This is a genomic window from Micromonospora sp. NBRC 110009 (assembly GCF_030518795.1).
Taxonomy (GTDB): Bacteria; Actinomycetota; Actinomycetes; order Mycobacteriales; family Micromonosporaceae; genus Micromonospora.
Window position 1 is genome coordinate 1,675,964 of record NZ_CP130427.1, and the last position, 22,381, is coordinate 1,698,344.

Genomic DNA, 22,381 nt, shown 5'->3' on the forward strand with positions numbered 1-22,381 from the left:
GGCCAGAACTAGCAGGGTACCGACGGTGGCCCCGCGGCACCCGCGAGCCCCGACCGTCACGCTGCGCGCTGCTCCCTCGCGGAGCGTAGCAACGTACTCCGACCAACACCGCCGGTTCCCGCGCCGGCTCAGGCTGAGAAGTCGAGCCGCATCACCACGCGGCGCGGCGTCGGGTGGCTGACCTCGACGAACCCGGCGTCGGCGAAGATGCTCCGGCTGCCCACGTACAGCTCTCCCCAGGTGGCTTCCCGGCCCGGCGGCAGGATCATCGGATAGCCCTCCAGGGCACGGGCGCCGCGGGTCCGCGCGAAGTCCACGGCGGCCCGGGCGAGGGCCCGGCTGACGCCGCGGCGTCGGTAGCCCACCCGGGTGACGAAACAGGTCACCGCCCAGACACCCGGGTCGTCCCGGTCCTCGTCCCGGCCGGTCCACGGCACCCGGGTGAACCGCAGGCGCGGGTACCTGGTGCGCGGCTCGACCGCGCACCACCCGACCGGCTCACCGCCCAGGTAGGCAACGAGCCCGCTGGTGTCGCCGGAACCGGGATCGCCACACTCGGTCTGGTCCCGCAGCCGCTCGGCCCGCGCCTCGACCGGGACCGACGCCCAGTCCCGATCCCGGATCTTGAACCACTGGCACTGGCAGCGGGCGGCTTCACCGCGCTTGCCGAAGACGGTCTGCAGGTCATCCCAGCTGGCCTCGTTGGCCGGCACGACGACGATCGACATCAGGCAGGCTCCCTGCTGCTCACCGGACCGATCCAGCCGACCGTGCCCACGCACGCCTCGTTTCCCTCCGGGTCGGCCAGCACCCACCAGGACGGGGCGTGCGTGTCGTCGACCAGGCGTCCGCCGGCCGCGAGCGCCGCCGCGATCCGTGCCTCGGCCCGGTCGTACGGGACCCAGACGTCGACGTGCGTCCGGTTGCGCTGCGGTCGCGGCGCGTCCAGCTGCTGGAACCAGAACGCCGGCCCGCGACCGTGCGGGTCGACCAGGTCCTCCGGGCTGGCGGCGCGGTACTCGTACCCGAGCAGCGCCCGCCAGAACGGCGTGACCTCGGGCAGGTGCAGCGCGTCGATGCTCACCTGCACACTCTGCACGGCCGACGGGTCGGCCGGCACGCCCAGCTCGCGGGCCGCCGCCGAGATCTGCCGGGCCAGGGCCAGGTCCCGCCCGGTCAGCCCGTAGTGCTCGGCGGTCAACGTGACCAGGCGGACGGCCACCCCGTCGGGTCGCAGGTCGACGTCCGGCTGGTGGTCGTCGAGGCCGGGCAGCTCGCCGATCGCCCGCACCAGCCGCACGCCGGCCGCGAACGAGCCGGTACGGAACCAGGCGCACGCCCCCTCACCCAGCACCCGCCAGTCCTCGACCCCCTCGGCCGCGTGGAACTGCTCCGCCGTGATCCGGTCGACCACCATGTCTCCTTTCGTCGAGGCAGCCAGTCTCCACCCGGTTCCCGACATCCTCTGTCGTATATGTGCGCGACCATGGAGGCGTGCGTGCCTCGCGGATGATGACCCTGCTCCTGCGCCTCCAGGTGCGCGGCCAGGCCAGCGCGCGGGAACTGGCCCACCAGTTGGCGGTCAGCGAGCGCACCGTTCAGCGGGACGTCGAGGCGCTCGTCGCCGCCGGGATCCCGGTGCGGCCGACCCGGGGGCCCGCCGGCGGCTACCGCCTCGACCGCGGCTACCGCACCCGGCTCACTGGGCTCGGGCTGGACGAGGCCGGCGCGCTGGCCTTCCTCGGGCTGGGCGGCCCGGCCGAACAGCTGGGGCTCGGCGAGCTGCTGGAAGGGGCCCGGATCAAGGTCTGGGCCAGCCTCACCGGCGAGGCGCGGGAGCGCGCCGGCCGCACCGCCGAACGCTTCCACCTCGACCCGGCCCGCTGGTATGGCACGCCTGAGCCGGTGCCCTGCCTGCCGCAGCTCGCCGATGCGGTCTGGCGCGACCGGCGGGTGCGCCTCCACTACGTACGCGACGGTCGGGCGACCACCCGGGAGGTCGACCCGCTCGGGCTGGTGCTCGCCGCCGGCGACTGGTACCTGGTGGCCCGGCGCGACGGGCAGCGGCGCACCTACCGGGTCTCGCGGGTGCGCGCGGTGGAGCCACTCGACGAGCCGGCACGCCGCCCGCCCGGGTTCGACCTCGCCGGATCGTGGGCCGAGGCGCGCCGGGCACTGGAGGACGAGGCGGTCGCCGTCGAGGTCACCGTACGCGTGGCACCCCGGGGGCTGCCGCGCCTACGCCGCCTGGTGCCGGTGCCCGGCAAGGACCGGGTACCCGTCACCGCCACCGGCGAGGTCGAGCTGACGGTGCCGTTCGAAGACCCCGCCTGGGCGGTGTCGGCGCTGCTCAGCCTCGGTTCCGCCGTGGAGGTGCTGGCGCCGGTGGAGCTGCGGGCCCGGGTAGCGGAGGAGCTGCGCGTCGCCGCCGCCCGCTACCCCGGGACGCGTTAGCTTCGGCGCCCTTCCCGATGATCCGGTCGGCGTTTCCGGAGAGCGCCCTCGCGAAAATGCCGAAGCTGGAAAGCTGAGACCGCGCGGCGCGTTGGAGACTGACCGCCCGGGCTGGCCCGTCCACGTCGGCCGGCCCGGACCACCGTTGAGGAGGCACCGATGGTGACCCGTGACGAGCTACCCGCGCCACGGGAGGGGCTGGTTGTCGCGCACTTCCTGACGGTGCGCGACGTCGCGGTCTCGCGGCAGTTCTACGCCGACGTCTTCGGTGGGCAGGTCGTCCTGGCCGAGAACCCGGCGGTCGTCCGGGTCGCCAACAGCTGGATCATCATGAACCCCGGCGGCGGGCCCACCCCCGACAAGCCCGACATCACCCTGACCCCACCCGAGCCGGGCGACCCGGTGTCCGCGTTCCTCAACGTCCGGGTGGCCGACCTCGCCGCCTTCTATGCCGACGCCCGGGCGAAAGGCGCGCAGTTCCTGACCGAGCCGCTCGACCGCAAGGCGGAACTGCGGTGCTACCTGCGCGACCCGGACGGCTATCTCGTCGAGGTGGGGCAGGCCACCGGGATGCTGCACGGCGTCTTCGCCGACCCGCCCGCCAGTTCGAGCTGATTCCGCTCCACCTGATGGCCGCGCGGTGGCCGGCCCTGCTCGTAGGGCCCGCACCGACTGGCGCGGGCCCTACGGCGATCTCCCTCGGCGCTGGCAGCGGTGGCTGCGAAGAGCTGCCGAATCAGTGCGCTGGTGTTGCTACCGGTTGCACTCGAGATGGTCGAGGTCGACGGCGTTGGCCATCGCCTGGTAGCCGGCGTCGCTGGGGTGCAGGTGGTCGCCGACGTCGTAGGCCGGCAGGAACCGCTTCGGGTTCGCGGGGTCGCGGGTCACCTGGTCGAAATCGATGATTCCGTCGAACTCGCCGCTGGTCCGGATCCAGGTGTTCACCTGCTCACGGATGACTTCCTTCGCGGGGCTGTAGTAGCCGGCGCCCTCGAAGGGGGTCAGCGTGGCACCCAGGATGCAGGTGTGGTCGGCGTGGGCGCGGGCGATCAGGATCCGGTAGGCCGAGATCAGTTGGTCGGCCGACGTCGCGACCCCACCACCGATGTCGTTGATGCCCTCCATCAGGATGACGGTGCGTACGTCGGGCTGGGAGAGCACGTCCCGGTCGAATCGGGCCTGGACGTTCACCCCGGCGCCGTCGGTGAGGACCCGGTTGCCGGAGATGCCTTCGTTCATGACCCCGAACTGGTGCGCCGGGGGCTGCTCCGCGATGCGGCGGGCGAGGTAGTTCGGCCACCGGTGGTTCGCGTCGCGCGTGGATCCGTAGCCGTCGGTGATGGAGTCGCCGAGCGTGGCCACGGTGTCGACCTGCTGCGGCTTGTCGATGACCAGCGCGTCAACCCAGTACCAGCGGGTCGCCTGCTGGGTGAAGGCCGCGCCATCGGTGTCCGCGGCGTGATCGCCGGCCCCGGAGATGTAGTTGGTCTGCATGGCCAGGTTGTGCCCGGTCAGGCTGCCGCTGGCGCCCTTGACGTGGATGCTGACCGTGAGGTTGGTGTCGCCGGGCACGTCGCCGGACAGCGGGTCGCTGAGGACCTCGGCGCCGTTGGGGACGGTCACCGTCCTGCTGCCGGCGAAGGTGACCTGCCGGTTGGTGCCCGGTACGACGCCGGCACCCTCGCTCTGCAGGCCGATGTAGACGGAGTCGAAGGTCACGATGCGGTCACCGAACACGTTCGACAGCGAGAGGCGCAGGTTCGTGCCGCCGATGCTGGTGTGGACGATGTTGCGGACCGTCTGGTCGGTGAACGACCCGCCGGTACGGTCCGCGCTGGCGCCCCAGGTGACGACCTGGTCGGTGGTGACCGCGGTCGCTCGTGTGGCGGCGTGGCTGTCCGGCTCGGCGGCGACTGGTCCGGTGAGGGCGGCGACCGTTGCCAGGCCGGTGGCGACGGCGAGCCCGGCGGTGACCCGGGGCATGCGTGACTGGTTCATCAGGAACGACTCCCTCAGTGGTGGCGGTTCTGCGTGGTCGCGGGGCGACCGGTCGACCCGGGACCGCGCGTTCGGCAACTAGGCGCCGGGATCGCCGGCCGTCCGTCTGGATGCCAACGCATAGATCACGCTAATTGCACTCGCGGTGACGGACTCAATCTGATCTTTCGATTGAGACGAACGGCGTCAACCGGGCGATGAACGGTTCTCGTCCGCCGACAAGCGGCCAGTCCCCCACAGGCTGGCCAGATCGACCGAACCAGCAGAGGGGACAGCCCCAGCCAGACCTGTGCGTCCAACGGGGCTGTCCACATCTCGCTCAGCCGCAACCAGGTCGTCAGCTGTCGGAGTTCCCTGAGGAACCGGTCGGCGGCCAGGGCTGCAAGCGCGCACGAACCTACTCTCCAGGGCAGCGACGCCAGGCCCCGTGCGCGGCGTGGGGCTGGTGGCAGCCAGGGAGGCGGCGACATGTCCAGCGCGCAGTTGTACGACACCATCGGAGCCACTTACACCGTGACGCGGCGCACCGAGCCGCGGATCGCCGCAAGCGTCTGGGCTGCGCTCGGCGATGCGCGGACGGTAGTGAATGCCGGGGCTGGTACCGGCTCCTACGAGCCCGCCGACCGTGACGTCACCGCGGTGGAACCGTCGGCGCTCATGCGTGCGCAGCGCCCCGAAGGCGCAGCGCCGTGCGTGGCCGCCGCTGCGGAGAGCCTTCCGTTCGAGGACCAGTCCTTCGACGCTGCGATGGCTTTCGCCACCATTCATCACTGGCAGGACCCGATCGCGGGCCTGCGCGAGATGCGGCGCGTCGCCCGCCGCGTGGTGGTGTCTACGCACGACACCAGTGACACTGCCTGGCTTCGTCGGTTCTGGCTTACTCGCGACTACCTTCCTGAAGCCGCGGGCCTCCTGGTCGGCCGGCCTTCGCTGACCGAGCTGGCCGACGCGATCGGAGCGCGCGTGGAGCCGGTGCTCATCCCGTGGGACTGCGCTGACGGCTTCTTCGAGGCCTACTGGCGCCGGCCCGAGGCATACCTGGACGAGAACGTCCGTCGCGGGGTGTCGGTCTGGGCCAGAGTCGGGCCGGACGCCGAGCAGAGGGCCGTGCACAGCCTCCGTGATGACCTCGCCTCCGGTCGGTGGGCGGAACGCGACCGCGACCTCGTCGATCTCGATGCAGCAGAGCTTGGCCTTCGCCTGCTCATCGCCTGAACCGGTCACATCCGGGTACGACTTCGCTGCCCGAAGCCCTGGTGCTCGGACGACGCTACGGTTGCGGATGCGGTCCGTCCCCCTAGAAGGAGCGCCGACCCATGATCCTCCCGAAGGTTCGGGACCCTCGCTTCATCACGCTTCGTCGCGGTGGGACCCTCACCGATTCGGATCATCATCTCCTCGCTCTTTGGGCGGCGTCGTGCGCGGAGCACGTCCTTCACCTGTTCGAGTCGGTTCAGCCCGAGGACCCACGACCACGGGAAGCGATCGAGCACGCCCGCGCCTGGGTGCGTGGTGAGGTCAAGATGATGCAGGCTCGCGCGGCGGGCGGCCGTGCCATGGGCGCGGCCAGAGACCTGCGTGGGGCAGCGCGGCATGCCGCGTACGCTGCCGGCCAGGCGGGCGTCGTCGCACACGTGGCCGCGCACGAACTCGGTGCGGCCGCCTATGCGATCAAGGCCGCACGTGCTGCGGCCCCGGACGGCGAGAGCGATGCCGCACGGCGACTCGAGTGCCGATGGCAGCGTGACCAACTCCCGGAGGCGATCCGCGAGCTCGTGCTCGACGACCAGCGGCTGCGGAACGACATCTGCTGGTCGGTGTTTGACTGCTGAGCGGGCATCGGGGTGCGCCGCTTGACTTGGCGGTCTCCGGCCCGCGCGGTCAGTCGTCGATCGCTTGGTAGAGAGCGGTCCAGAAATCGAGCCACATCGGCAGCCGCTGGTCGCCCGCGTGCGCCCGCTGCCTGATGAAGATCGTCGTCATGTCCTCGGCGGGATCGTTGTACCAGTCGCTACCGGAACCTGTCTGCTGGCAAGTTCCGTTAGCCGGCGTTCGAGGAAGCGCCGTTCGGCTCCGTCCTCGGTGAGTTCCCTCGCACGTCGATAGGCGTCGCGCGCCTCATCGGTGCGCCCGTGCCGTCGCAGCAGTTCGGCCCTGGTTGAGTGCAGGTAGCGGAAGTCATCCAGACCGAGTTCGTCGACGATACGCAGACCGGCCTGTGGTCCTTCGGTCTCGGCGACGGCGATGGCGCGGTTCAGCTCGACGACCGGCGAGGCGGTCAGGCGGGTGAGCTCGCCGTACAGGGCGGCGATCTGCGCCCAGTCGCACGGCGTCTCGGCGTGCAGCGAGGCGATCGCAGCCTGGAGGACGTAGGGCCCTCGGCCGCCCAGAGCGATCGCGTGGTCGAGTTCGGCGCGTCCCCGGGCGATTTGCGTGGTGTTCCACCGTGACGGATCTTGATCTTCGAGCAGCACCAGTTCGCCGTCGTTGAACCGCGTCTCTCGGCGGGAGTCGTGCAAGAGCATCATCGCCAGGAGCCCGCGAACCTCGGGGTCGTGGGGAAGCAGTTCGGTCAGTGCACGTCCCAGCCAGATCGCCTCGGCCGCGAGCTCGTCGCGACCGCCGTAACCCTCATTGAAGATCAGATACACGACGGTGAGTACGGCGTCGAGACGCTCGCGGAGCAGGTGATCCGGCGGGATCCGGAACGGGATCCCGGCCGCCTTGATCTTGCGTTTGGCCCGCACCAGACGCTGCGCCATGGTGCGCTCCGGGACGAGCAGGGCGCGGGCGATCTCGTCGGTGGTCAAGCCCCCGAGGGTACGCAGCGTGAGCGCGACCTGCGCCTCGATGCCGAGCGCCGGGTGACAGCAGGTGAAGATGAGTTCCAGGCGTTCGTCGGGAAACGTGGCGGTATCCACGGGCATCTCGACCTCCTGGGCAGCGACGAGCAGGCCGAGCCTGGCGGCGAAAGCTCGGTCGCGGCGGATGTGGTCGGTGGCGCGGTTACGCGCCGTGCGGATCAGCCAGGCGCGCGGGTTGGTTGGCACGCCGTCGCGTGGCCAATGATCGGCGGCGATGAGGAATGCCTCCTGCGCGGCGTCCTCGGCGAGGTCGAAGTCGCCGAGGACGCCGATGAGGGTGGCCAGGACGCGCCCCCACTCGTCGCGGAAGATCTCGTCGAGTGCCGTTACCAATAGACTTCCGAGGGCCGGATCTCGACGGCTCCGCCATAACGTGCCGCCGGGACGCGAGCGGCCACCTCGATGGCCGCGTCGATGTCGTCGGCCTCGAGGATGAACAGGCCGCCCACGGCCTCCTTCATCCCGACGAACGGGCCATCGGTCGTCAGGGTCTTGCCTCCTTCGACCCGCACAGTGGTCGCGTTCTCGGCGAGTCCCAGCGGCGGCACGGTGGTGACGCCCGGTGTCTGGTTGATCCCCTGGTAGTCGGCGTAGACCTGCTTCTGCTCCTCCTCGGTGAGCGCGGACTGCCGTTCGAGCGCCGGGCCTTGGTAGATGAGCATGACGTACTTCATCGCTACCTCCTCGTCGGTACCAGATTCGCAGTAAGACGAACGGCGAGCCGCGAAATCGACACCTCGTCGAAACTCGATCCGGCCCCGGTCAGAGCAAGGCCGTTCGGTAGGCGATCATCGTCCACGCTTCACACAGGCGCACAGTGCACGCTCATCGGCTCACGCGAGCTGGGTTGCGGACTCGCACGGCGCCCTGGTCGCCGCTCGTCGGCTCGGGCACGCCAATGCCAGCGTGACGACCCGCCACTACGCCCGCGGTCGATGGCCGGGACGCGGATGTCGTTCAGCACCTGGACGCGAGCCGGGCGAAGGTGGCGAGGCGATCGGGCACGCAGCGGGCGCGGAGGCCCCGGAAGGCGGACCAATGATCCTTGATCAAGGCGGTGACCTGGTGCCCCCGGCAGGATTCGAACCTGCGACACACGGTTTAGGAAACCGTTGCTCTATCCCCTGAGCTACGAGGGCGCGAGGGCCCAGTCTAGCGACCTGGGCGTTCACCTGGGGTGGCAGGGAGTGGCCGCCGTTCGCCCACGTCCCCCGCGCCCCTGTTCTCCCAGTCCAGGACCACACCCCGAGCACACGAACGCCGGTTTGCGACCGGCGGTCGGCCACGATGACCCGCGCTGGCACCGGTTGACCCGGGTTGGCATCCGCTGGAGAGCACACACCGCGCACACCACGCAAGATCATGGCGTGCCGCCCGCTCTACCGGCCCGGGGAAGTCGCCCGCCGGCAGGAACGCGCCTCTCCGGCATCTAGAACTGCCGGAGAGAGCCGGCTGCCGGCGATATCGGGCTCCACTTGATGCGTGACGGATTTGTGTCGGATGATGCATTACATGATCGGCTAGGGCTGACCTACCTGCGGGACTGGTGTCGCTCGTGCCGAGGTCAGACGTCGAGGAGAGTCTCGTCGTACCAGACGTCCTCGTAGTCGGGTGCCAGCACCACGCCCCAACCTGGCGGAAGTGCCAGGTACGGCCCAAGCTCCGGGGCGTATTCGTCCAGGTGCTCAACATGCAAGGGTGCGAACTTGTCGTCTTCCTGGGGGATCGCAGGGCCGCGCCACACGAACCACCCGTTGCTGCTGCCGGCGATCGGGTGCCGTAGGGCGTTGAGCGGCTCCAGCTCGCGTGGACGCGACAGTGCGAAGCCGACCATCGTCTGTTGGCCGGGCGGCGATGGCTCGACCGCGAAGCGTCGACACATGTCGCGCTGCGCCGCCGAAACGCGGAAGCCCGTCGCAATCTTCGCCCGAACCGCGCTGCACTGGGTCATCGAGCACAAGGCCGGGCGGTGGTCGCCGCCATCGATCGGCGTCGGCGACATCCCACCCGTTCCCGACGCACATACACCACCACCGCGGCCACCACGGTGACGCCCAGCCAGCCCGGGCCACTCGACAACAGGACCGATAGACCGCCGACCGGCGGCGCCAGCACCACCACCGCCCACGCGCCCGCCACCACGAGCGCGGCGCATGCAGTGGATCAGTCCGCGGCCCGTACGACAGGGCCGTACCGACAGCGGGCAGGGCCGGTGCGATCAGCAGGAGCAGCCACGGCGGGACCACCGTCGGGCTGACCGCCAACCCGGCGGTGAGCACCCCGGTGACGGCCACCGACAGCAGCCACGCCCTCGCGCGCGTCCTGACCGGGGATACCGCCCCGACCCGCAGGCACGGGTCGGGGCGGCCGCGGCCCGCGGGCACCGCCGCTACAGGCGCATCGTCACCCCGTACTCCTCGAGCCAGGTATTGAGCTGGAGCACCATCTCCATGCTCGCGCGTTCCACCCAGGCGAAGGCCCCCGACGGCGCTCTCCCTCCGGCGGACACCGCCGCCGCCTCGGTGTCCAGCAGCGGCGCCACGGGCGCCGAATCGTCGGCGACCAGTTCCAGGAAACGGGCCCGGACCCGCTCCCCGTACGCAGCGTCCTGTGTCGTCGGGTACGCGCTCTTGCGCCGGTTGAGCACCGCCTCGGGCAGCAGGTCCGCCACGGCGGAACGGAGCAGGGACTTCTCCTGTCCGTCGACCCGCTTCATCGCCGCCGGCACGTTGTAGACGTACTCCACGAGCCGGTGGTCGCAGAACGGCGCGCGCAGCTGCACCGCGCTCGCCATGCTCATCCGGTCCGCCCGGTCGAGGTGCGTCGGCGCCCAGCGGGTCAGCGCCAGGTAGGTCACCTCGCGCGCCCGGCGCTGGGCGGCGCTCTCACCGTCGACGTGCGGCACCTCCCTGAGCGCCTCCCGGTAGTGCTCGTCGGCGTACCCCAGGAAGTCCAGCTCCTTGCGGAGGGTGCGGTCGATGAACGAGCAGCCCAGTCCGCCGGCAGCGGCGTCGTGGCCGCGTTCGAACGACACCCACGGGAACGTGCTCGAGTTGCTGTGGCTCGGGTCGTACGCCCAGAAATACCCGTTGAAGACCTCGTCGGCGGTCTCACCGGACAGCACCGCCGTCCTGCCCCGCTCCCGCAGCGACCGGAAGAACGACAGCAGCGAGACGTCCATGTCACCCAGCGGCGAGGGTACGTCCTGGCTGCGCATGGCGGCCCGATGCAGGGCGGGGTCGGCCAGCGCCGGCGTGTCCAGCAGCACCTCGGTGTGCCGGGTCCCGACGTGGTCAGCGACCAGCTGGGCGTACGGGGCGTCGGGGGTGGCCCGCATGCTCGGGTGAGGCTCGAAGCTGCTGGTGTAGCCGACGAAGTTCACGGAGTACGTCCGCAGCGGCTCGGCGCCGCCGCGGCGCGGTGAGCGGGCGGCCAGCGCCGTCAGCGCGCTGGAGTCGATGCCGCCGGAGAGCATGGCGTCGACCGGCACGTCGCCGGCGAGGTGGGAGTCGACCGCCTCGGTGAGCAGCCGCCGCACCCGTGCCACCGTGGTCGCCAGGTCGTCCTCGTGCGGCTGGGCGGTCAGCGCCCAGTAGCGGCGCTGCGTGGTGCCCGACCGGTCGACCAGCATCAGGTGACCGGGGCGCACCTCGTGGAGTCCCCGGAACACCGCGGTCCCGGGCTTCCGGCCGTGCGCGAACAGCTCACGCAGCCCGTCGCTGTCCACGACCGCCTCCACCGACGGGTGGGCGAGCAGGGCCTTGGGCTCGGAGCCGAACAGCATCCCCGCGCCGGTGCGGGCATAGCACAGCGGCTTGACGCCGAGGCGGTCCCGGACGAGCAGCAGCCGTTCCCGGCGGACGTCCCAGAGGGCGACGGCGAACATGCCCTCCAGCCGGGTCGCGAAGTCCTCACCCCACTCCAGGTAGGCGCGCAACGCCACCTCGGCGTCGCCGCCGGTCCGGAACTCGTGCCCCCGGCCACGCAGCTCCCGGCGCAGGTCCCGGTGGTTGTAGACCATGCCGTCGAGCAGCAGCACCGCCTCGCCCTCGGCGATTACCGGTTGCCGCCCACCGGCCCGGTCCACGGCGGCGAGGCGCCGGTGCGCCAGCACCGCGTGCCGCGACTCCCACTCGCCGGCGCCGTCGGGGCCCCGGTGCCGCACCGAGTCGGCCATGGCGCGCACCGTCGGCAGTTCGCCGAGCAGCTCACGATCGAACGTCACCCAACCCGCGATCCCGCTCATTCCGTTCCTTCCTCCTCCAGCTCCACCTCGACCAGGGACAGGCCGGAGTGGTCCACGGCATGGCGTACCTCGTCGAGGGTCGGCGCCCGGTCGACGTTGACGACGACCCCCAGCCGCCGGGGCCCGTCCGTCAGGCCGTACCGGTGCAGGAGCCGCCAGTACCCGTGAGCGGTCCGCTCCGCCGACGTGACCAGGCGCAGCCGGGCCGGCCGGCGGCGACCGCGCCACGTGACCTCGGCGGGCGCGCCGCCGACGAAGTTGTGCCGCCAGGGGCTCCCGGTGGCGACGACGAGGTCCTCGCCGAGCCGGTGCAGACCGACGGGCACGTCGAACCGGCGGCCGGTGCGGCGGCCCTGGAAGTGCAGCAGCACCAGCCGTTCCGCGACCGGCCCGGGGTCCGGCCGGGACAGCAGGGCGCGCATCCGGTCATCGGTGCCGGACTGGCCGGCGGGGTCGGGCGCGGCCCGCTCCACGGCCGGCGGGCGGGCCGTCACGGCACCACCGCCGCGACGGCCGCCAGCAGGCACGCGGTCAGGGCCAGTCCGGTACGCAGCAGGTGCCAGCCCCGCCACCGCCGGCGGGGATCGTCCCACTCGGGGCCCACGTCCTCGGGCCGGGTCTGTTTGACCCGCCGGTTGATGGGCACGTTGCCGCCCTGGGAGACGGCGGCGACGCCCACCATGCAGACCGCCGCGGCCACGTAGAGGGCCGTGTGCCGCGCGTCGTCGGCGCGGACGGCCAGCACGACGGCGGCCAGCACCGCCGCCGCGGTGACGAACGGCATCACGCGGTCGTACCGGCGGCCGAGCAGCGTGTGCGCCCACACGTACCGGTCGGCCGGCATCGCGAGCAGGGCCGGCACCACGCTCAGCGCCACCGCGAACAGCACGCCGGCGACGAGACCCGTGCCCACCAGCACGACGACGCGCAGCAGACCTGTCAGCAACTCCATCCGTCCTCCTCCTCGGCGGGCCTCGCCGGGTCGGAGACCGGCGACGACCCGAACGTCTCAGGCGGGGCTCGGGCGCGGCTCGGGCGTCGCTCGAGGACGACTGGACCTCCCCGCCGGAATCGACCGGGGTTCGAGTCCGTCGCGCTTGGCTCAGCTCGCCCTACCGGTACGCGACACGAAGGAGCACCCCTTGATCGACGACGAGACGCCCGTCCTCATCGTGGGCGGCAGCATGGTGGGCCTCGCCTCGGCGCTCTTCCTCAGCCACCACGGCGTACGTCCGCTGCTCGTGGAGCGGCACGCGCAGATCTCGGCACATCCCCGCGCGCAGGCGGCCAGCCCCCGCACGATGGAGCTGCTGGACGGGCTGGGCATCGGCGACGCGGTGCGGGCGGTGGAGACCCCTCACGCCCAGTACGGCGACGTCCTGCAGGCCGAGAGCCTGGCGGGAGCCGAGCTGAACCGGTTCGACGGACCGTTCCGGCACGACACGCACGGCGTCAGCAGCACCGGCTGGACCCTGGTCGGGCAGGACCGGCTCGAACCGGTGCTGCGCCGGCGCGCCGAGGAGCTGGGCGCGGACATCCGGTTCGGCACCGAGTTGCTCGACTACCGGCAGGACGGCGACGGTGTCACGGCGCGGATCCGCCGGACCGGGGACGGCGCCGAACGCACGGTGCGGGCGCGGTACCTGATCGCCGCGGACGGCAACCGCAGCGCCATCCGCACCGGGCTGGGCATCGGCACGCACGGCCGCGGCACCTTCGGCCGCCAGATGATCATCCTGTTCGGGGCGGACCTGGAGCGGTACGTCGACGGACGCAAGTTCTTCCTGTGCTTCGTCAGCAACCCGGCGGTGCACGGGGTCCTTGGCCAGCTCGGAGCGTCGGGTACCGACCGCTGGTGCCTGGCGCCGAGCCTGCGCCCGGACGAGACCCACACGGACTACACGCCGGAGCGGTGCCTGGACCTGGTCCGCGCCGCGGTCGGCGACCCGGCGCTGTCCGCCGTCATCGAGGACGCCTCCAGCTGGGAGATCGCCGCCCGGATGGCCGACCGTTTCACCGCGGGCCGGGTGTTCCTGGCCGGGGACGCCGCCCACGTGCTGCCACCGACCGGTGGCTTCGGCGGCAACATGGGGATCCAGGACGCGCACAACCTGGCCTGGAAGCTGGCCCTCGTGCTGCGCGGCACCGCCGGCGCCGGTCTGCTGGACAGCTACGAGGCGGAACGGCTGCCGGTGGCGGAGTTCACCACCGAGCAGGGCGTCATCCGTTACCTGCAGCGCAGCGGTCTGGACCCGGAGACCGCGGCCCGGCACCAGCCGGAGGCGACCGTGCTGTTCGGGCACCGGTACCGGTCCCGGGCGGTGGCGCCGGAGGACGACGACCCGGCGACCGTGGAGGATCCCCGGCAGGCGTCGGGCCGGCCCGGCACACGGGCGACCCACCTGCCCGTCCGGCACGACGGCCGGGACACGACGGTCGTGGAGCTGGTGAACCGGGACTTCGCGCTGCTCACGACCCCGGACGGCCGCGCCTGGCTGGACGCGGGCGGGGAGGTGTGCGCGCGGCTCGGGCTGCCCCTCGACCGGCATGTGGTCGGAGCCGGTCCGGACGCGACCCTGATCGAGCCGAGCGGCACCTTCGCCGAGCGGTACGGGGTCGGCGCCCGCGGCGCGGTGCTCGTCCGGCCCGACGGTTTCGTGGCGTGGCGGGCGCCGGAGCTGACCGGTGACCCGGCCGCGACGCTCACGGCGGTGTTCGACCGGGTGCTCGCCCGGTGACGGCACCGGCCCCCTCCCCGTGCGCGGGAGGGGGCCGGTCCCCCGGGGTCAGACGGCCAGCACGGTCCGCAGCGCCTGGGCGAGCGCGCCGGCCGGGTCGGCGGGGAAGGCCACCGTCCGCCAGGCGACGAAGCCGTCCGGGCGTACCAGCGAGGCTCCGCCGGGACCCGTCCCGTAGCGAGGGTCGAACTGCGCGCCCGGGTCACGCAGCGGGCCGGGGTCCCCGACCGTCCGAACCTCGACCGGTACGCCCAGGTCGGCCCCGGCCGCCGCGGCGGCCGGCGCCCAGTCCCCGCCACCGGACCGGGCCAGCAGGACGAGGCCCCGGCCGAACAGGTCGATCGTGGACAGCGGGCTCCCGTCGTCGTCGAGGACGACGTGGGGCGCCCGGGCTCCGGGGCGGCCCGTGGGCCGGTCCGGGTCCTCCAGCAGTGCACCGGCGGCCCCCTCCCGCACGAACGCGCCCGCCGGGTACCGGTAGCCGAACGTCATGGTCTCCTCGCTGACCAGATCCGCCGCGACGTCGGAGAGCTGCTTGCCCTCACGGACGGCGAAGCGCAGCATCGCCTGCCGGACGGTCTCCTCGGCGACCGGCCGGCGCTCGGTGTCGTAGCTGTCGAGCAGGCCCGGTCCGGCCCAGCCGCGCTGGACGAACGCCAGCTTCCAGGCGAGGTTGTAGGCGTCCTGGATGCCCGTGCTGGCCCCGAACGCGCCGGTCGGCGGCATCACGTGTGCCGCGTCGCCGGCGAAGAACACCCGGCCGGCCGACATGCGGTCGGCCACCTTGGCCGAGATGTCCCAGGCCGGCATGCCGGTGTGCTCGATCTCGACGGCGAGGTCCGGGACGCCGACGGCCGCCCGGGCCAGCCGGACGCACCGTTCCTCGTCGAAGTCCTCGGCCCGCTCACCCCGCTCCGGGAAGAACGAGACGTTGAAGACCCAGCGCTTCTCGTTGTCGATCGGGATGATGGTGCCGCGCACCTCGGGGTTGTTGACGTACGCGGCGATGATCCGGCGGCCGCGCAACGCGGACCGGAGGTCGGCGTGGAAGAAGAAGCTGACCAGGTTGGTGATCGTGCCCCGGCCGTGGTGGCCGACGCCGAGCAGCTCGCGCATCGGGCTGCGGCTCCCGTCGGCGGCGACGACGTACTCGGCGAGGACCCGCCGCACGCTGCCGGTGGCCCGGTCGACCAGTGTGGCGAGCACTCCCCCGTCCACCTCGGCGAGGGCGGTCAGCTCGGTGTGGAACCGGACGTCGGCCCCGACCTCCGCCGCCCTCCGGCGCAGGATGGGCTCGAGCTGGTTCTGGTCGATCAGCGTCCATCCGGTCGGGCTGATCCGGTCGAGGGCCGCCGGGGAGGCGTTCGGCATCCGTACCCGCTCGCGGCCGGCCAGCGTCTCGACATGCACCAGGTCGGTGTTGCCGGAGATCGGCGACCGGCCGGCGCGGACCGCGTGCTCCATGCCGACGGCACGGTACAGCTCCATCGTGCGGGGGTTGATGGCCCGGGCCTTCGGGTGGGTCGAGGTGTCGGGGTGCCGTTCGACCAGGGTCGGCGTGACCCCGTGCCAGTCCAGGAACACGGCGGCCGACAGGCCGGCCAGTCCGCCGCCGACGATGAGCACGGGTACTTTCTCGTCGTACACGTCTGTCCTTCCGGTACGGCCCGGCTCAGCGGCGGCCGACGACAAGGGTGTGGGTGGTCAGGAGCGGCTGGTCGGTGAGGTCGGTGAACCCGGCGGCACGCAGCCAGTCCCGGCAGTCGGCCACCCGGTACTCGCCGCCGGTGGGGCTGACCAGGCGCATGTGCAGGCTGCTGAGCAGCCGGTCGGGATCGCGGCGGTCGTCGTCGATCATGCGGTCGTAGACCAGCACCGCGCCGCCGGGACGGACCGCCTGGTGGACGCGGCGCACCAGCTCCTGGGACCGCTCCGCGTCGAACCCGTGCAGGATGTGACCCAGGACCACCACGTCGGCCGCCGGGATGGGATCGGCGAAGAAGTCCCCACCGACGAACCGGATGCGGTCACCGAGGCCCAGCCGCGCGACGTGCTCGTCGAACAGGGGCCGGGTCCGGGGCAGGTCGAAGCAGACGGCGTCGAGGTGCGGGTGGGTGGTGGCGAGGACCGCGGCGAGGTTGCCGCGGGCGCCGCCCAGGTCGACGAAGGACCGGTATCGCGTCCAGTCGACGGTGTTCGCCAGTTCCGCGCCCATCCGGTTGCTGAACGCGTCGAGCCCGGACAGGAACCGCTTCATCTTCGCGGGATCCCGGTGCTTGTCCCCCACAAAGCCGCCCTTGTCGGGGTCCAGGTGCTGGGCCTCGCCGGTGCGCAGCGCCTCGGTCAGCCGGTTCCACGTGCCGTACAGCGTCTCGTTGGTGAGGTCGAGGAATCCGCCCAGGTAGCCGTCCGTGTCCCGGACCAGGTACGCGTCCGCCAGCGGCGCGTTGCGGTAGTGGTCGCCGTGCCGCTCGAGCAGGCCGAGGCCGACGAGCGCGTCGAGGAAGTCCGCCGCCAGCCGCGGGTGCACGGCGATCCGCCGGGCCAGTGCCGGCCCGGTGGCGGGCTGCTGCGCCAGCGCCGTGAACACGTCCAGCCGTACCGCGCTGTGCAGCACCTTCGCCGCGCAGTCGGCGATCGCCAGTTTGATGAGGGGGCCGGGGTTCACGTCGGTCCGGGCCACCGAATCCGTTGTCGTCACGCCATCTCCTCCCAGCGGCCCGCGTACGCCGGCCGGATGTCGAGCGTCGCGGGAGAGCTTGGAGACCCGCTGGAGGAGTGGTGGACGGGGCCCGGACCGCTCCGGGGGCGGACGCCACAGCGGCCGGCCGGCTGGAGGGCCGACCGGCCGCCGCATCGGTCATCCGCGAGCACCACGGGGGGAGGTGCCGGCGGTGACCTCCGGTGAGGTCACGGAATTAGTTGTATGTTATCACACATGCGTTTCGGTGGCAGACCCCGCGGGCCGACGCTCAGGTGCCGCCGGTGACCCGCAGGGTCTCCCCGTTCACGTTGCCGTTCGCGGCGGAGCCGAGGAACACCACTGTGGCGGCGACGTCCTCCGGAGTGGACATCCGGCCGGACGGCAGGGAGCGTGCCTTCTGCTCCAGCGCGGCCGGCGGCATGTGCCGGCGCACGTTGTCGGTCAGCGTCTGGCCCGGCACGACCATGTTCACCAGGATCCCGTCCGGTCCCAGCTCCCAGGCCAGACTGCGGACCAGACCGTAGACGCCCAGCTTGCCGGCGCCGTACGCGCCCGCTCCCGCCATGCCGACATCCGCCAGGCCGGCGCCGAGCGCGACGATCCGGCCCCACGGGCGGCCGCGCATCGACGGCAGCACCGCCTGGACGGTGTGGTAAACCGCCTCGACCGTCGTCCGCAGCACCTCTCGCCAGTCCTCGACCGGGACCTCCTCGAACGGCCGGCGCTCGCGGCCCGGCCGCGGAATGGCATCGCCCCAGGAGACGGCGTTGGCGACGAGCACGTCGACGCCACCCCACTCGGCGACCACCCGGTCGACCGCCGTTCGGATGGCCTCCGGGTCGGCGAGGTCGTACCGGACCACCAGCGGTTTGCCGCCGGCTGCCGCCACCTGGGCCGCGGTCTCCTCCGCCCCCGGTGCGTTCGTGTGGTAGGTCAGTGCCACCCGGGCGCCCTCCTCGGCGTACGCGCGTGCGGTCGCCCGCCCGATGCCGGAGCTCGCACCGGTCACGAGCACCACCTTGTCGCGTAGATCGGTTCGCATGACAGGCATCCGTTCTCGTGGTGGGCCGGTGTCCGCCGGCCCGGACGGTCAGTTGTCGCCGAACCAGGACCGCAGTGCCGTCCCCAGCTCCGTCCGGACCCGGTCCGGGTGGGTGTTCCGGTCCGCCGCCCAGGCCGTGTAGCCGTCCGGGCGGATCAGCTGACCGGCGAGGTCCGGCTCCTCCTTGCTCTTCGCCGTAACGTGACGCACCCGCCCCGCCGCACCCGGGCAGTCGGCCAGGGCCGCGCGTACGCCGGGGTTGTCGGCGAGGTCGAGCAGGACGCCGGTGCCCGCGCGGAGCAGCTCGGCGACCCGGGTCTCGCCGTCGCCCGTCTGCAGGGTCAGGTCCCGGCCGAAGCCGCCGACGAGCGGGTGGGCGCCCTCGATCCCCGGCTCGTAGCGCACCGCGACGCCGGAGAGCATCTCGGCGATGACCCGGTTCGCGTCGTCGATCCGCATCAGGTTCTCCACGAGTTCCCGCAGCGGTGTCACGTCCGGATCGGGGTTCATCAGGGCGATCTGGCCGCGGGTGTTCTGCAGCACCTGGTGGGCGGGCGGGCGGCGCTCGGCGTCGTACGTGTCGAGCAGGCCCGCCGGCGCCCACCCCGCGATCTCCGCCCCGAGCTTCCACCCAAGGTTGAAGGCGTCCTGCAGACCCAGGTTCAGACCCTGACCGCCGACCGGGAAGTGGATGTGCGCGGCGTCGCCGGCGAGCAGGACGCGGCCGTCGTGGTACCGGTCCGCCTGCCGGGCCGAGTCGGTGAACCAGGACAGCCACCGGGCGTCGTGGGCGCCCAGGTCGGTGCCCCAGATCTGCCGCATGCTCCCGGTCAGCTCGTCGAGAGTCAGCGCCTCGTCGCCGGCCTTGTCCGGTGGGTTGAAGTCGAAGGTGGCCACGCGGTGGTAGCGGTCGTCGAGGGGAACGCAGAACAGCAACCCGCGCTCGGTCCGCTCCATGCCCATCGGGGCGTCGTCGCGGTCGGCCAGCCGGACGTCGCCGAGCCGCGCGGTCACCCGCCCGCCCGTGCCGGGGAAACCGATCCCGGCGGCCTTGCGCACGAGGCTGGCGCCGCCGTCGCAGCCGACCGCGTAGCGGGACCGCAGAAGGTACGGGCCGTCCGGGCCGGACACCGAGACGGTGACGCCCTCGGCGTCCTGGTTCAGCCCGGTCACGGTCTGCCGGCGGCGGATGACCGCGCCGGCCTCCACCGCGTGCGCCTCGAGCAGTTCCTCGGTGCGTGCCTGCTCGCTGAGCAGGGCGTAGCCGTGACTGCTGTCGAGCAGGCTGAAGTCCACCCACACGTCCAGCCCGGCGAAGTGGCCGTTGTTCCAGGTGCGGGCGCCGTCGCGGAACCGCTCGACCAGACCGCGGCGGTCCAGAGACTCCAGCGAGCGGGCGTGCAGGCCGAACGCCTTGGAGTGGGGCGACCGCTCGGGCAGCCGTTCCAGCAGGATGACCGCGGCGCCGGCCAGCCGCAGCTCGGCGGCGAGCATCGTGCCCACCGGTCCTCCTCCGACGACGATCACGTCGGTGTCGTAGTTCTCCGTCACGCCAAGCCTCTCGTTCTCCGATGACATCAAGGTGGTTGCGGGCGACCGTCAGCGGGCGAGGATCCGGCGCAGGGCCGCCGTCACCGACTCCGTCTCGGTCCCGGCCGCTGCGGGCTCCGACTCGTCCGAGCGCCAGGCGACGAAGCCGTCCGGACGCACCAGGACGGCAGCGTCGTCCGCCAGCGCGTACGCGTCGCCGAAGGCCCCCTCGGCGTCGTGCAGGACGCCGGGCCCGGGTGCGGCCTGCGCCGGGACGACCCGGTACGCGGCCAGCCGGACGCCGAGCCCGGCGGCGGCGGTCACGGCGGCGGTGCACCAGGCGGCGCCGCCGGGTCCGGCCAGCAGCACGAAGCCGGCGCCGAACAGGTCCAGGGTGGACGCCTTCCCGCCGTCGCGGGACAGCAGCAGATGGGGCGCGCGGGTGCCGCTCTCGGCGTGCCGCGTGCGGGGATCGGCGACAAGGTCGTCCGGGGCGCCGTACCGGTAGCCCATGGTCACCGCCTGCGCGTCCAAGACCGCGTTCTGCTCGGCCGGCATGGCGGTCCGGGAGCGGACCGCGAGCTGCAACGCGCCCTGCGCGGCGGCGAGCTCGCCGACCGGCCTGCGTTCGGCGTCGTAGGTCTCCAGCAGGGCGGGACCGGCCGTTCCGGACAGCACGGCGGCCAGTTTCCAGGCGAGGTTGTGCGCGTCGGCGATGCCGGTGTTCGCGCCGTACCCGCCGGTCGGCGGGATGACATGCGCGGCGTCGCCGGCCAGCAGAACCGCGCCGTGGACGTACCGGGTCGCCGTCAGCTGGGCCATGTCCCACGGGAAGCGGGACCGGATCTCGACCGGCAGGCCGGGCACTCCGATGGCTGCCCGGACCAGGTCCGTGCACCGCCGATCGGTGAAGTCGTCGAGGCTCTCACCCCGCGCCGGGTCGTACTCGACGATCAGCGTGCCCATCCGGAGCGTGTCGTCGTGCACCAGGATGCCGCGGACCTCCGGGTTCTGGACGTGGACGACGCTGAACCGCCGGCCGCGCAGCGCCGCCGCCAGGTCGGCCGTGAACGCGATGCTCACGTGGCACGAGAGCACGCCCCGACCGGTGCGCGGCACGCCCAGGGCCTCACGCACGGCACTGCGCGGGCCGTCGGCCGCGACCAGGTGATCGGCGCGCACCCGGTGCCGCGCTCCGGTGTCGACCTGCACCACCTCGGCCGTCACCCCCTCCGCGTCGGCGGCGAACGACACCAGTTCCGTACCGAACCGCAGGTCCGCGCCGAGCTGTTCCGCCCGTGCCCGCAGCAGGGGCTCGAGGCGGTCCTGCGTGAGCAGCAGCAACCGGCACGGGGTGACATCGGCGAGCTCGCCGTCGCCGTCCATCTCCACGCGGGTGAACAGCTCCTCGCCGGCCAAGGACACCACGCCCGCCCGGGTGCGGTGGGTGGCGAAGCCCGACGCCGCCTTGAGCACCGCCTCCTCCAGGCCGACGCCGCGCAGCAGCTCCACGGTCCGCGGGTAGTAGCCCACCGCCCGGGGGTGCACCGAGGTGCCCGGATGGCGCTCGACCAGCAGGCACTTCACCCCGTGGTGGGCGAGGAACAACGCGGTGGACAGGCCCACCAGGCTCCCCCCGACCACCAGCACCGGCACCCGGCTCTCCTTCATCGACCCACTCCCCTTCTCGGTACGGCACAGGAATGCTCGGACGCGACGGTCGTCGGGCAGTCGAATCCCGCTCGACCACGTCGCGCTACGTCGCCACCCGGTAGGTGGACCACTGCTGGTCGGCGCGGAAGCCGAGCCGGCGGTTCAACGCGCGGATCGCCTCGTTGTCCGCCGCGTTCCACGCCTGCAGCAGCGCGAGGTGCTGGTTCTCGCTCCGGGCCCAGTCGATGAGCGAGGTCTTGAGCACGGTCCCCAGGCCGCGCCGGCGGTGCTCGGGCAGCACCATCGTCTGGCCCGAGTCGGCCATCGGGCTGTCCCGGACGAAGAGCGTGCTGTAGCCCAGGAGACCGGCGCCGGCGGTGTCCACGGCGGCCACGGCGTACTGGTGGTGCGCGCTGTCAAGGGCCTGCTGCTCGGCGATCCGGACGTCGGCGGCGGTGACCCCGGCCGCGCCGGCCTGGCCGTTGACCGCGGCGTCGGTCCGCGCCCAGACCCGTGCGTACTGCTCGACCAGATCGTCGGGGCACCGGTCGGTCCACCGCACCAGGCGCACCCCGAGGGCGGCCGGGTCGGGAGCGCCGGTGTGGTCCGCGGCCCACCCGGCCAGGTGGAGCCGGTTGCGCAGGTTCGTCGTCACCCGCCGGCCGCCCACCGCGGCGGCGAACGCCTCCGCCGCCGGCGTGTGGGGAGCGTCGACGAGCAGGATGCCGCGGCCCCGCTCGCGCAGCTCCGCCCGGGCCGCCGCCACCAGCGCGCGGCCGACGCCCCGGCCACGGTACGCGGGGAACACCCACAGGGAGCCGTGCGCCCGCTCGAGGTCGGCGCCCAGGTCCAGGCCGAGCTTCACGTACCCGGCCGGTACGCCGTCGGAGTCGACGGCGGCGAGGATCAGCCGGTCGGCGCCGCGACGCCGCTGGAGCAGCCGGGCCAGCAGCGCCGCCGACACCGGCGGGTCGTCGGGTAGGTCCTGCCGCATCGTCTCTCGAAAGCCGGGCAGGAGGAGGTCGATGGTCGCCGGGTCGTCCCCGTCGAGGGTACGGATCTGCATGCCGCCCATTGAGGCACGGGCGGCGCCCGGAAGGCACCCGCCGTCGAGCGGTCCTCGAGCGGGCCCCGACCGGTGCCGGCCTGCGC

The 22,381-nt window shown here is 72.6% G+C and carries 19 protein-coding genes, 1 tRNA gene and 2 pseudogenes; 5 read left to right on the plus strand and 17 right to left on the minus strand.

Annotation, left to right across the window (positions count from 1 at the left end; all coding sequences use genetic code 11):
- Nucleotides 1-128: 128 nt before the first annotated feature.
- Entirely contained in the window at nt 129-728 is a 600-nt protein-coding gene (locus Q2K19_RS08000; RefSeq protein WP_302768987.1) for a GNAT family N-acetyltransferase, read from the minus strand.
- Nucleotides 728-1,414 carry a VOC family protein gene (locus tag Q2K19_RS08005; protein ID WP_302768989.1) on the minus strand — a complete coding sequence of 229 codons (687 nt, stop codon included), beginning with the start codon at nt 1,412-1,414 and terminating at the stop codon, nt 728-730. Before Q2K19_RS08005 ends, Q2K19_RS08000 begins: the two co-directional genes overlap by 1 nt.
- Nucleotides 1,415-1,494: 80 nt before the next feature.
- On the opposite strand from Q2K19_RS08005, the gene Q2K19_RS08010 reads away from it, so the two are divergent.
- On the plus strand, nt 1,495-2,454 hold the full coding sequence (locus tag Q2K19_RS08010; RefSeq protein WP_302768992.1) for a helix-turn-helix transcriptional regulator: 960 nt from the start codon (nt 1,495-1,497) through the stop codon (nt 2,452-2,454).
- 159 nt (nt 2,455-2,613) lie between these two features.
- Nucleotides 2,614-3,069, plus strand: a complete 456-nt coding sequence (locus Q2K19_RS08015; protein ID WP_302768994.1) for a VOC family protein — start codon at nt 2,614-2,616, stop codon at nt 3,067-3,069.
- A 138-nt stretch (nt 3,070-3,207) separates the two neighbouring features.
- On the opposite strand, the gene Q2K19_RS08020 is transcribed toward Q2K19_RS08015, so the two are convergent.
- Entirely contained in the window at nt 3,208-4,452 is a 1,245-nt protein-coding gene (locus Q2K19_RS08020; protein ID WP_302768996.1) for an SGNH/GDSL hydrolase family protein, read from the minus strand.
- Between the two features lie 477 nt (nt 4,453-4,929).
- Here Q2K19_RS08020 and Q2K19_RS08025 point away from each other — a divergent pair.
- Both Q2K19_RS08025 and Q2K19_RS08030 read left to right on the plus strand, forming a co-directional pair.
- Nucleotides 4,930-5,667, plus strand: a pseudogene (locus Q2K19_RS08025) (class I SAM-dependent methyltransferase); the annotation flags it as partial.
- A gap of 101 nt (nt 5,668-5,768) precedes the next feature.
- Nucleotides 5,769-6,284, plus strand: coding sequence for a putative immunity protein (locus tag Q2K19_RS08030; protein WP_302768998.1), 516 nt, complete (start codon nt 5,769-5,771; stop codon nt 6,282-6,284).
- A 147-nt stretch (nt 6,285-6,431) separates the two neighbouring features.
- On the opposite strand, the gene Q2K19_RS08035 is transcribed toward Q2K19_RS08030, so the two are convergent.
- The 8 genes and pseudogenes from Q2K19_RS08035 to Q2K19_RS08065 all read right to left on the minus strand — a co-directional run bounded on the left by Q2K19_RS08035 (nt 6,432) and on the right by Q2K19_RS08065 (nt 12,514).
- Nucleotides 6,432-7,649 carry an RNA polymerase sigma factor gene (locus Q2K19_RS08035; protein ID WP_302769001.1) on the minus strand — a complete coding sequence of 406 codons (1,218 nt, stop codon included), beginning with the start codon at nt 7,647-7,649 and terminating at the stop codon, nt 6,432-6,434.
- On the minus strand, nt 7,643-7,990 hold the full coding sequence (locus Q2K19_RS08040) for a YciI family protein (protein ID WP_302769004.1): 348 nt from the start codon (nt 7,988-7,990) through the stop codon (nt 7,643-7,645). Before Q2K19_RS08040 ends, Q2K19_RS08035 begins: the two co-directional genes overlap by 7 nt.
- A 389-nt stretch (nt 7,991-8,379) precedes the next feature.
- Nucleotides 8,380-8,455, minus strand: a tRNA-Arg gene (locus Q2K19_RS08045).
- 425 nt (nt 8,456-8,880) lie between these two features.
- Nucleotides 8,881-9,318, minus strand: a complete 438-nt coding sequence (locus Q2K19_RS08050; RefSeq protein ID WP_302769006.1) for an immunity protein Imm33 domain-containing protein — start codon at nt 9,316-9,318, stop codon at nt 8,881-8,883.
- Between the two features lie 151 nt (nt 9,319-9,469).
- A pseudogene (locus Q2K19_RS33505) lies at nt 9,470-9,661 on the minus strand (zf-HC2 domain-containing protein); the annotation flags it as partial.
- A 44-nt stretch (nt 9,662-9,705) separates the two neighbouring features.
- A complete protein-coding gene (gene asnB / locus Q2K19_RS08055; protein WP_302769009.1) occupies nt 9,706-11,562 on the minus strand; it encodes an asparagine synthase (glutamine-hydrolyzing) in 1,857 nt (618 codons plus the stop codon).
- Entirely contained in the window at nt 11,559-12,056 is a 498-nt protein-coding gene (locus tag Q2K19_RS08060; protein ID WP_302769011.1) for a hypothetical protein, read from the minus strand. The genes asnB and Q2K19_RS08060 overlap by 4 nt, the downstream gene beginning before the upstream one ends.
- Complete coding sequence (locus tag Q2K19_RS08065; protein WP_255509936.1) at nt 12,053-12,514, minus strand: DUF1772 domain-containing protein; 462 nt, start codon at nt 12,512-12,514, stop codon at nt 12,053-12,055. Before Q2K19_RS08065 ends, Q2K19_RS08060 begins: the two co-directional genes overlap by 4 nt.
- Nucleotides 12,515-12,704: 190 nt before the next feature.
- Between Q2K19_RS08065 and Q2K19_RS08070 the strand changes: the two genes are divergently transcribed.
- A complete protein-coding gene (locus Q2K19_RS08070; RefSeq protein ID WP_302769016.1) occupies nt 12,705-14,300 on the plus strand; it encodes an FAD-dependent monooxygenase in 1,596 nt (531 codons plus the stop codon).
- 48 nt (nt 14,301-14,348) lie between these two features.
- Here the strand turns inward: Q2K19_RS08070 and Q2K19_RS08075 are convergent, their stop codons facing one another.
- From Q2K19_RS08075 to Q2K19_RS08100, 6 genes are all read right to left on the minus strand, one after another.
- Nucleotides 14,349-15,947 (minus strand): FAD-dependent monooxygenase, encoded by a 1,599-nt coding sequence (locus tag Q2K19_RS08075; RefSeq protein WP_302769019.1) that lies wholly within the window; start codon nt 15,945-15,947, stop codon nt 14,349-14,351.
- 25 nt (nt 15,948-15,972) lie between these two features.
- Nucleotides 15,973-17,001: a methyltransferase gene (locus tag Q2K19_RS08080; protein WP_302769022.1), complete on the minus strand. Its 1,029-nt coding sequence runs from the start codon at nt 16,999-17,001 to the stop codon at nt 15,973-15,975.
- Between the two features lie 271 nt (nt 17,002-17,272).
- Nucleotides 17,273-18,046: an SDR family NAD(P)-dependent oxidoreductase gene (locus Q2K19_RS08085; protein WP_302769025.1), complete on the minus strand. Its 774-nt coding sequence runs from the start codon at nt 18,044-18,046 to the stop codon at nt 17,273-17,275.
- 48 nt (nt 18,047-18,094) lie between these two features.
- Nucleotides 18,095-19,597 carry an FAD-dependent monooxygenase gene (locus tag Q2K19_RS08090; protein WP_302769028.1) on the minus strand — a complete coding sequence of 501 codons (1,503 nt, stop codon included), beginning with the start codon at nt 19,595-19,597 and terminating at the stop codon, nt 18,095-18,097.
- 48 nt (nt 19,598-19,645) lie between these two features.
- Nucleotides 19,646-21,247 carry an FAD-dependent oxidoreductase gene (locus Q2K19_RS08095; protein WP_302769030.1) on the minus strand — a complete coding sequence of 534 codons (1,602 nt, stop codon included), beginning with the start codon at nt 21,245-21,247 and terminating at the stop codon, nt 19,646-19,648.
- A gap of 85 nt (nt 21,248-21,332) precedes the next feature.
- Complete coding sequence (locus tag Q2K19_RS08100) at nt 21,333-22,295, minus strand: GNAT family N-acetyltransferase (protein ID WP_302769032.1); 963 nt, start codon at nt 22,293-22,295, stop codon at nt 21,333-21,335.
- Between the last annotated feature and the right edge of the window lie 86 nt (nt 22,296-22,381).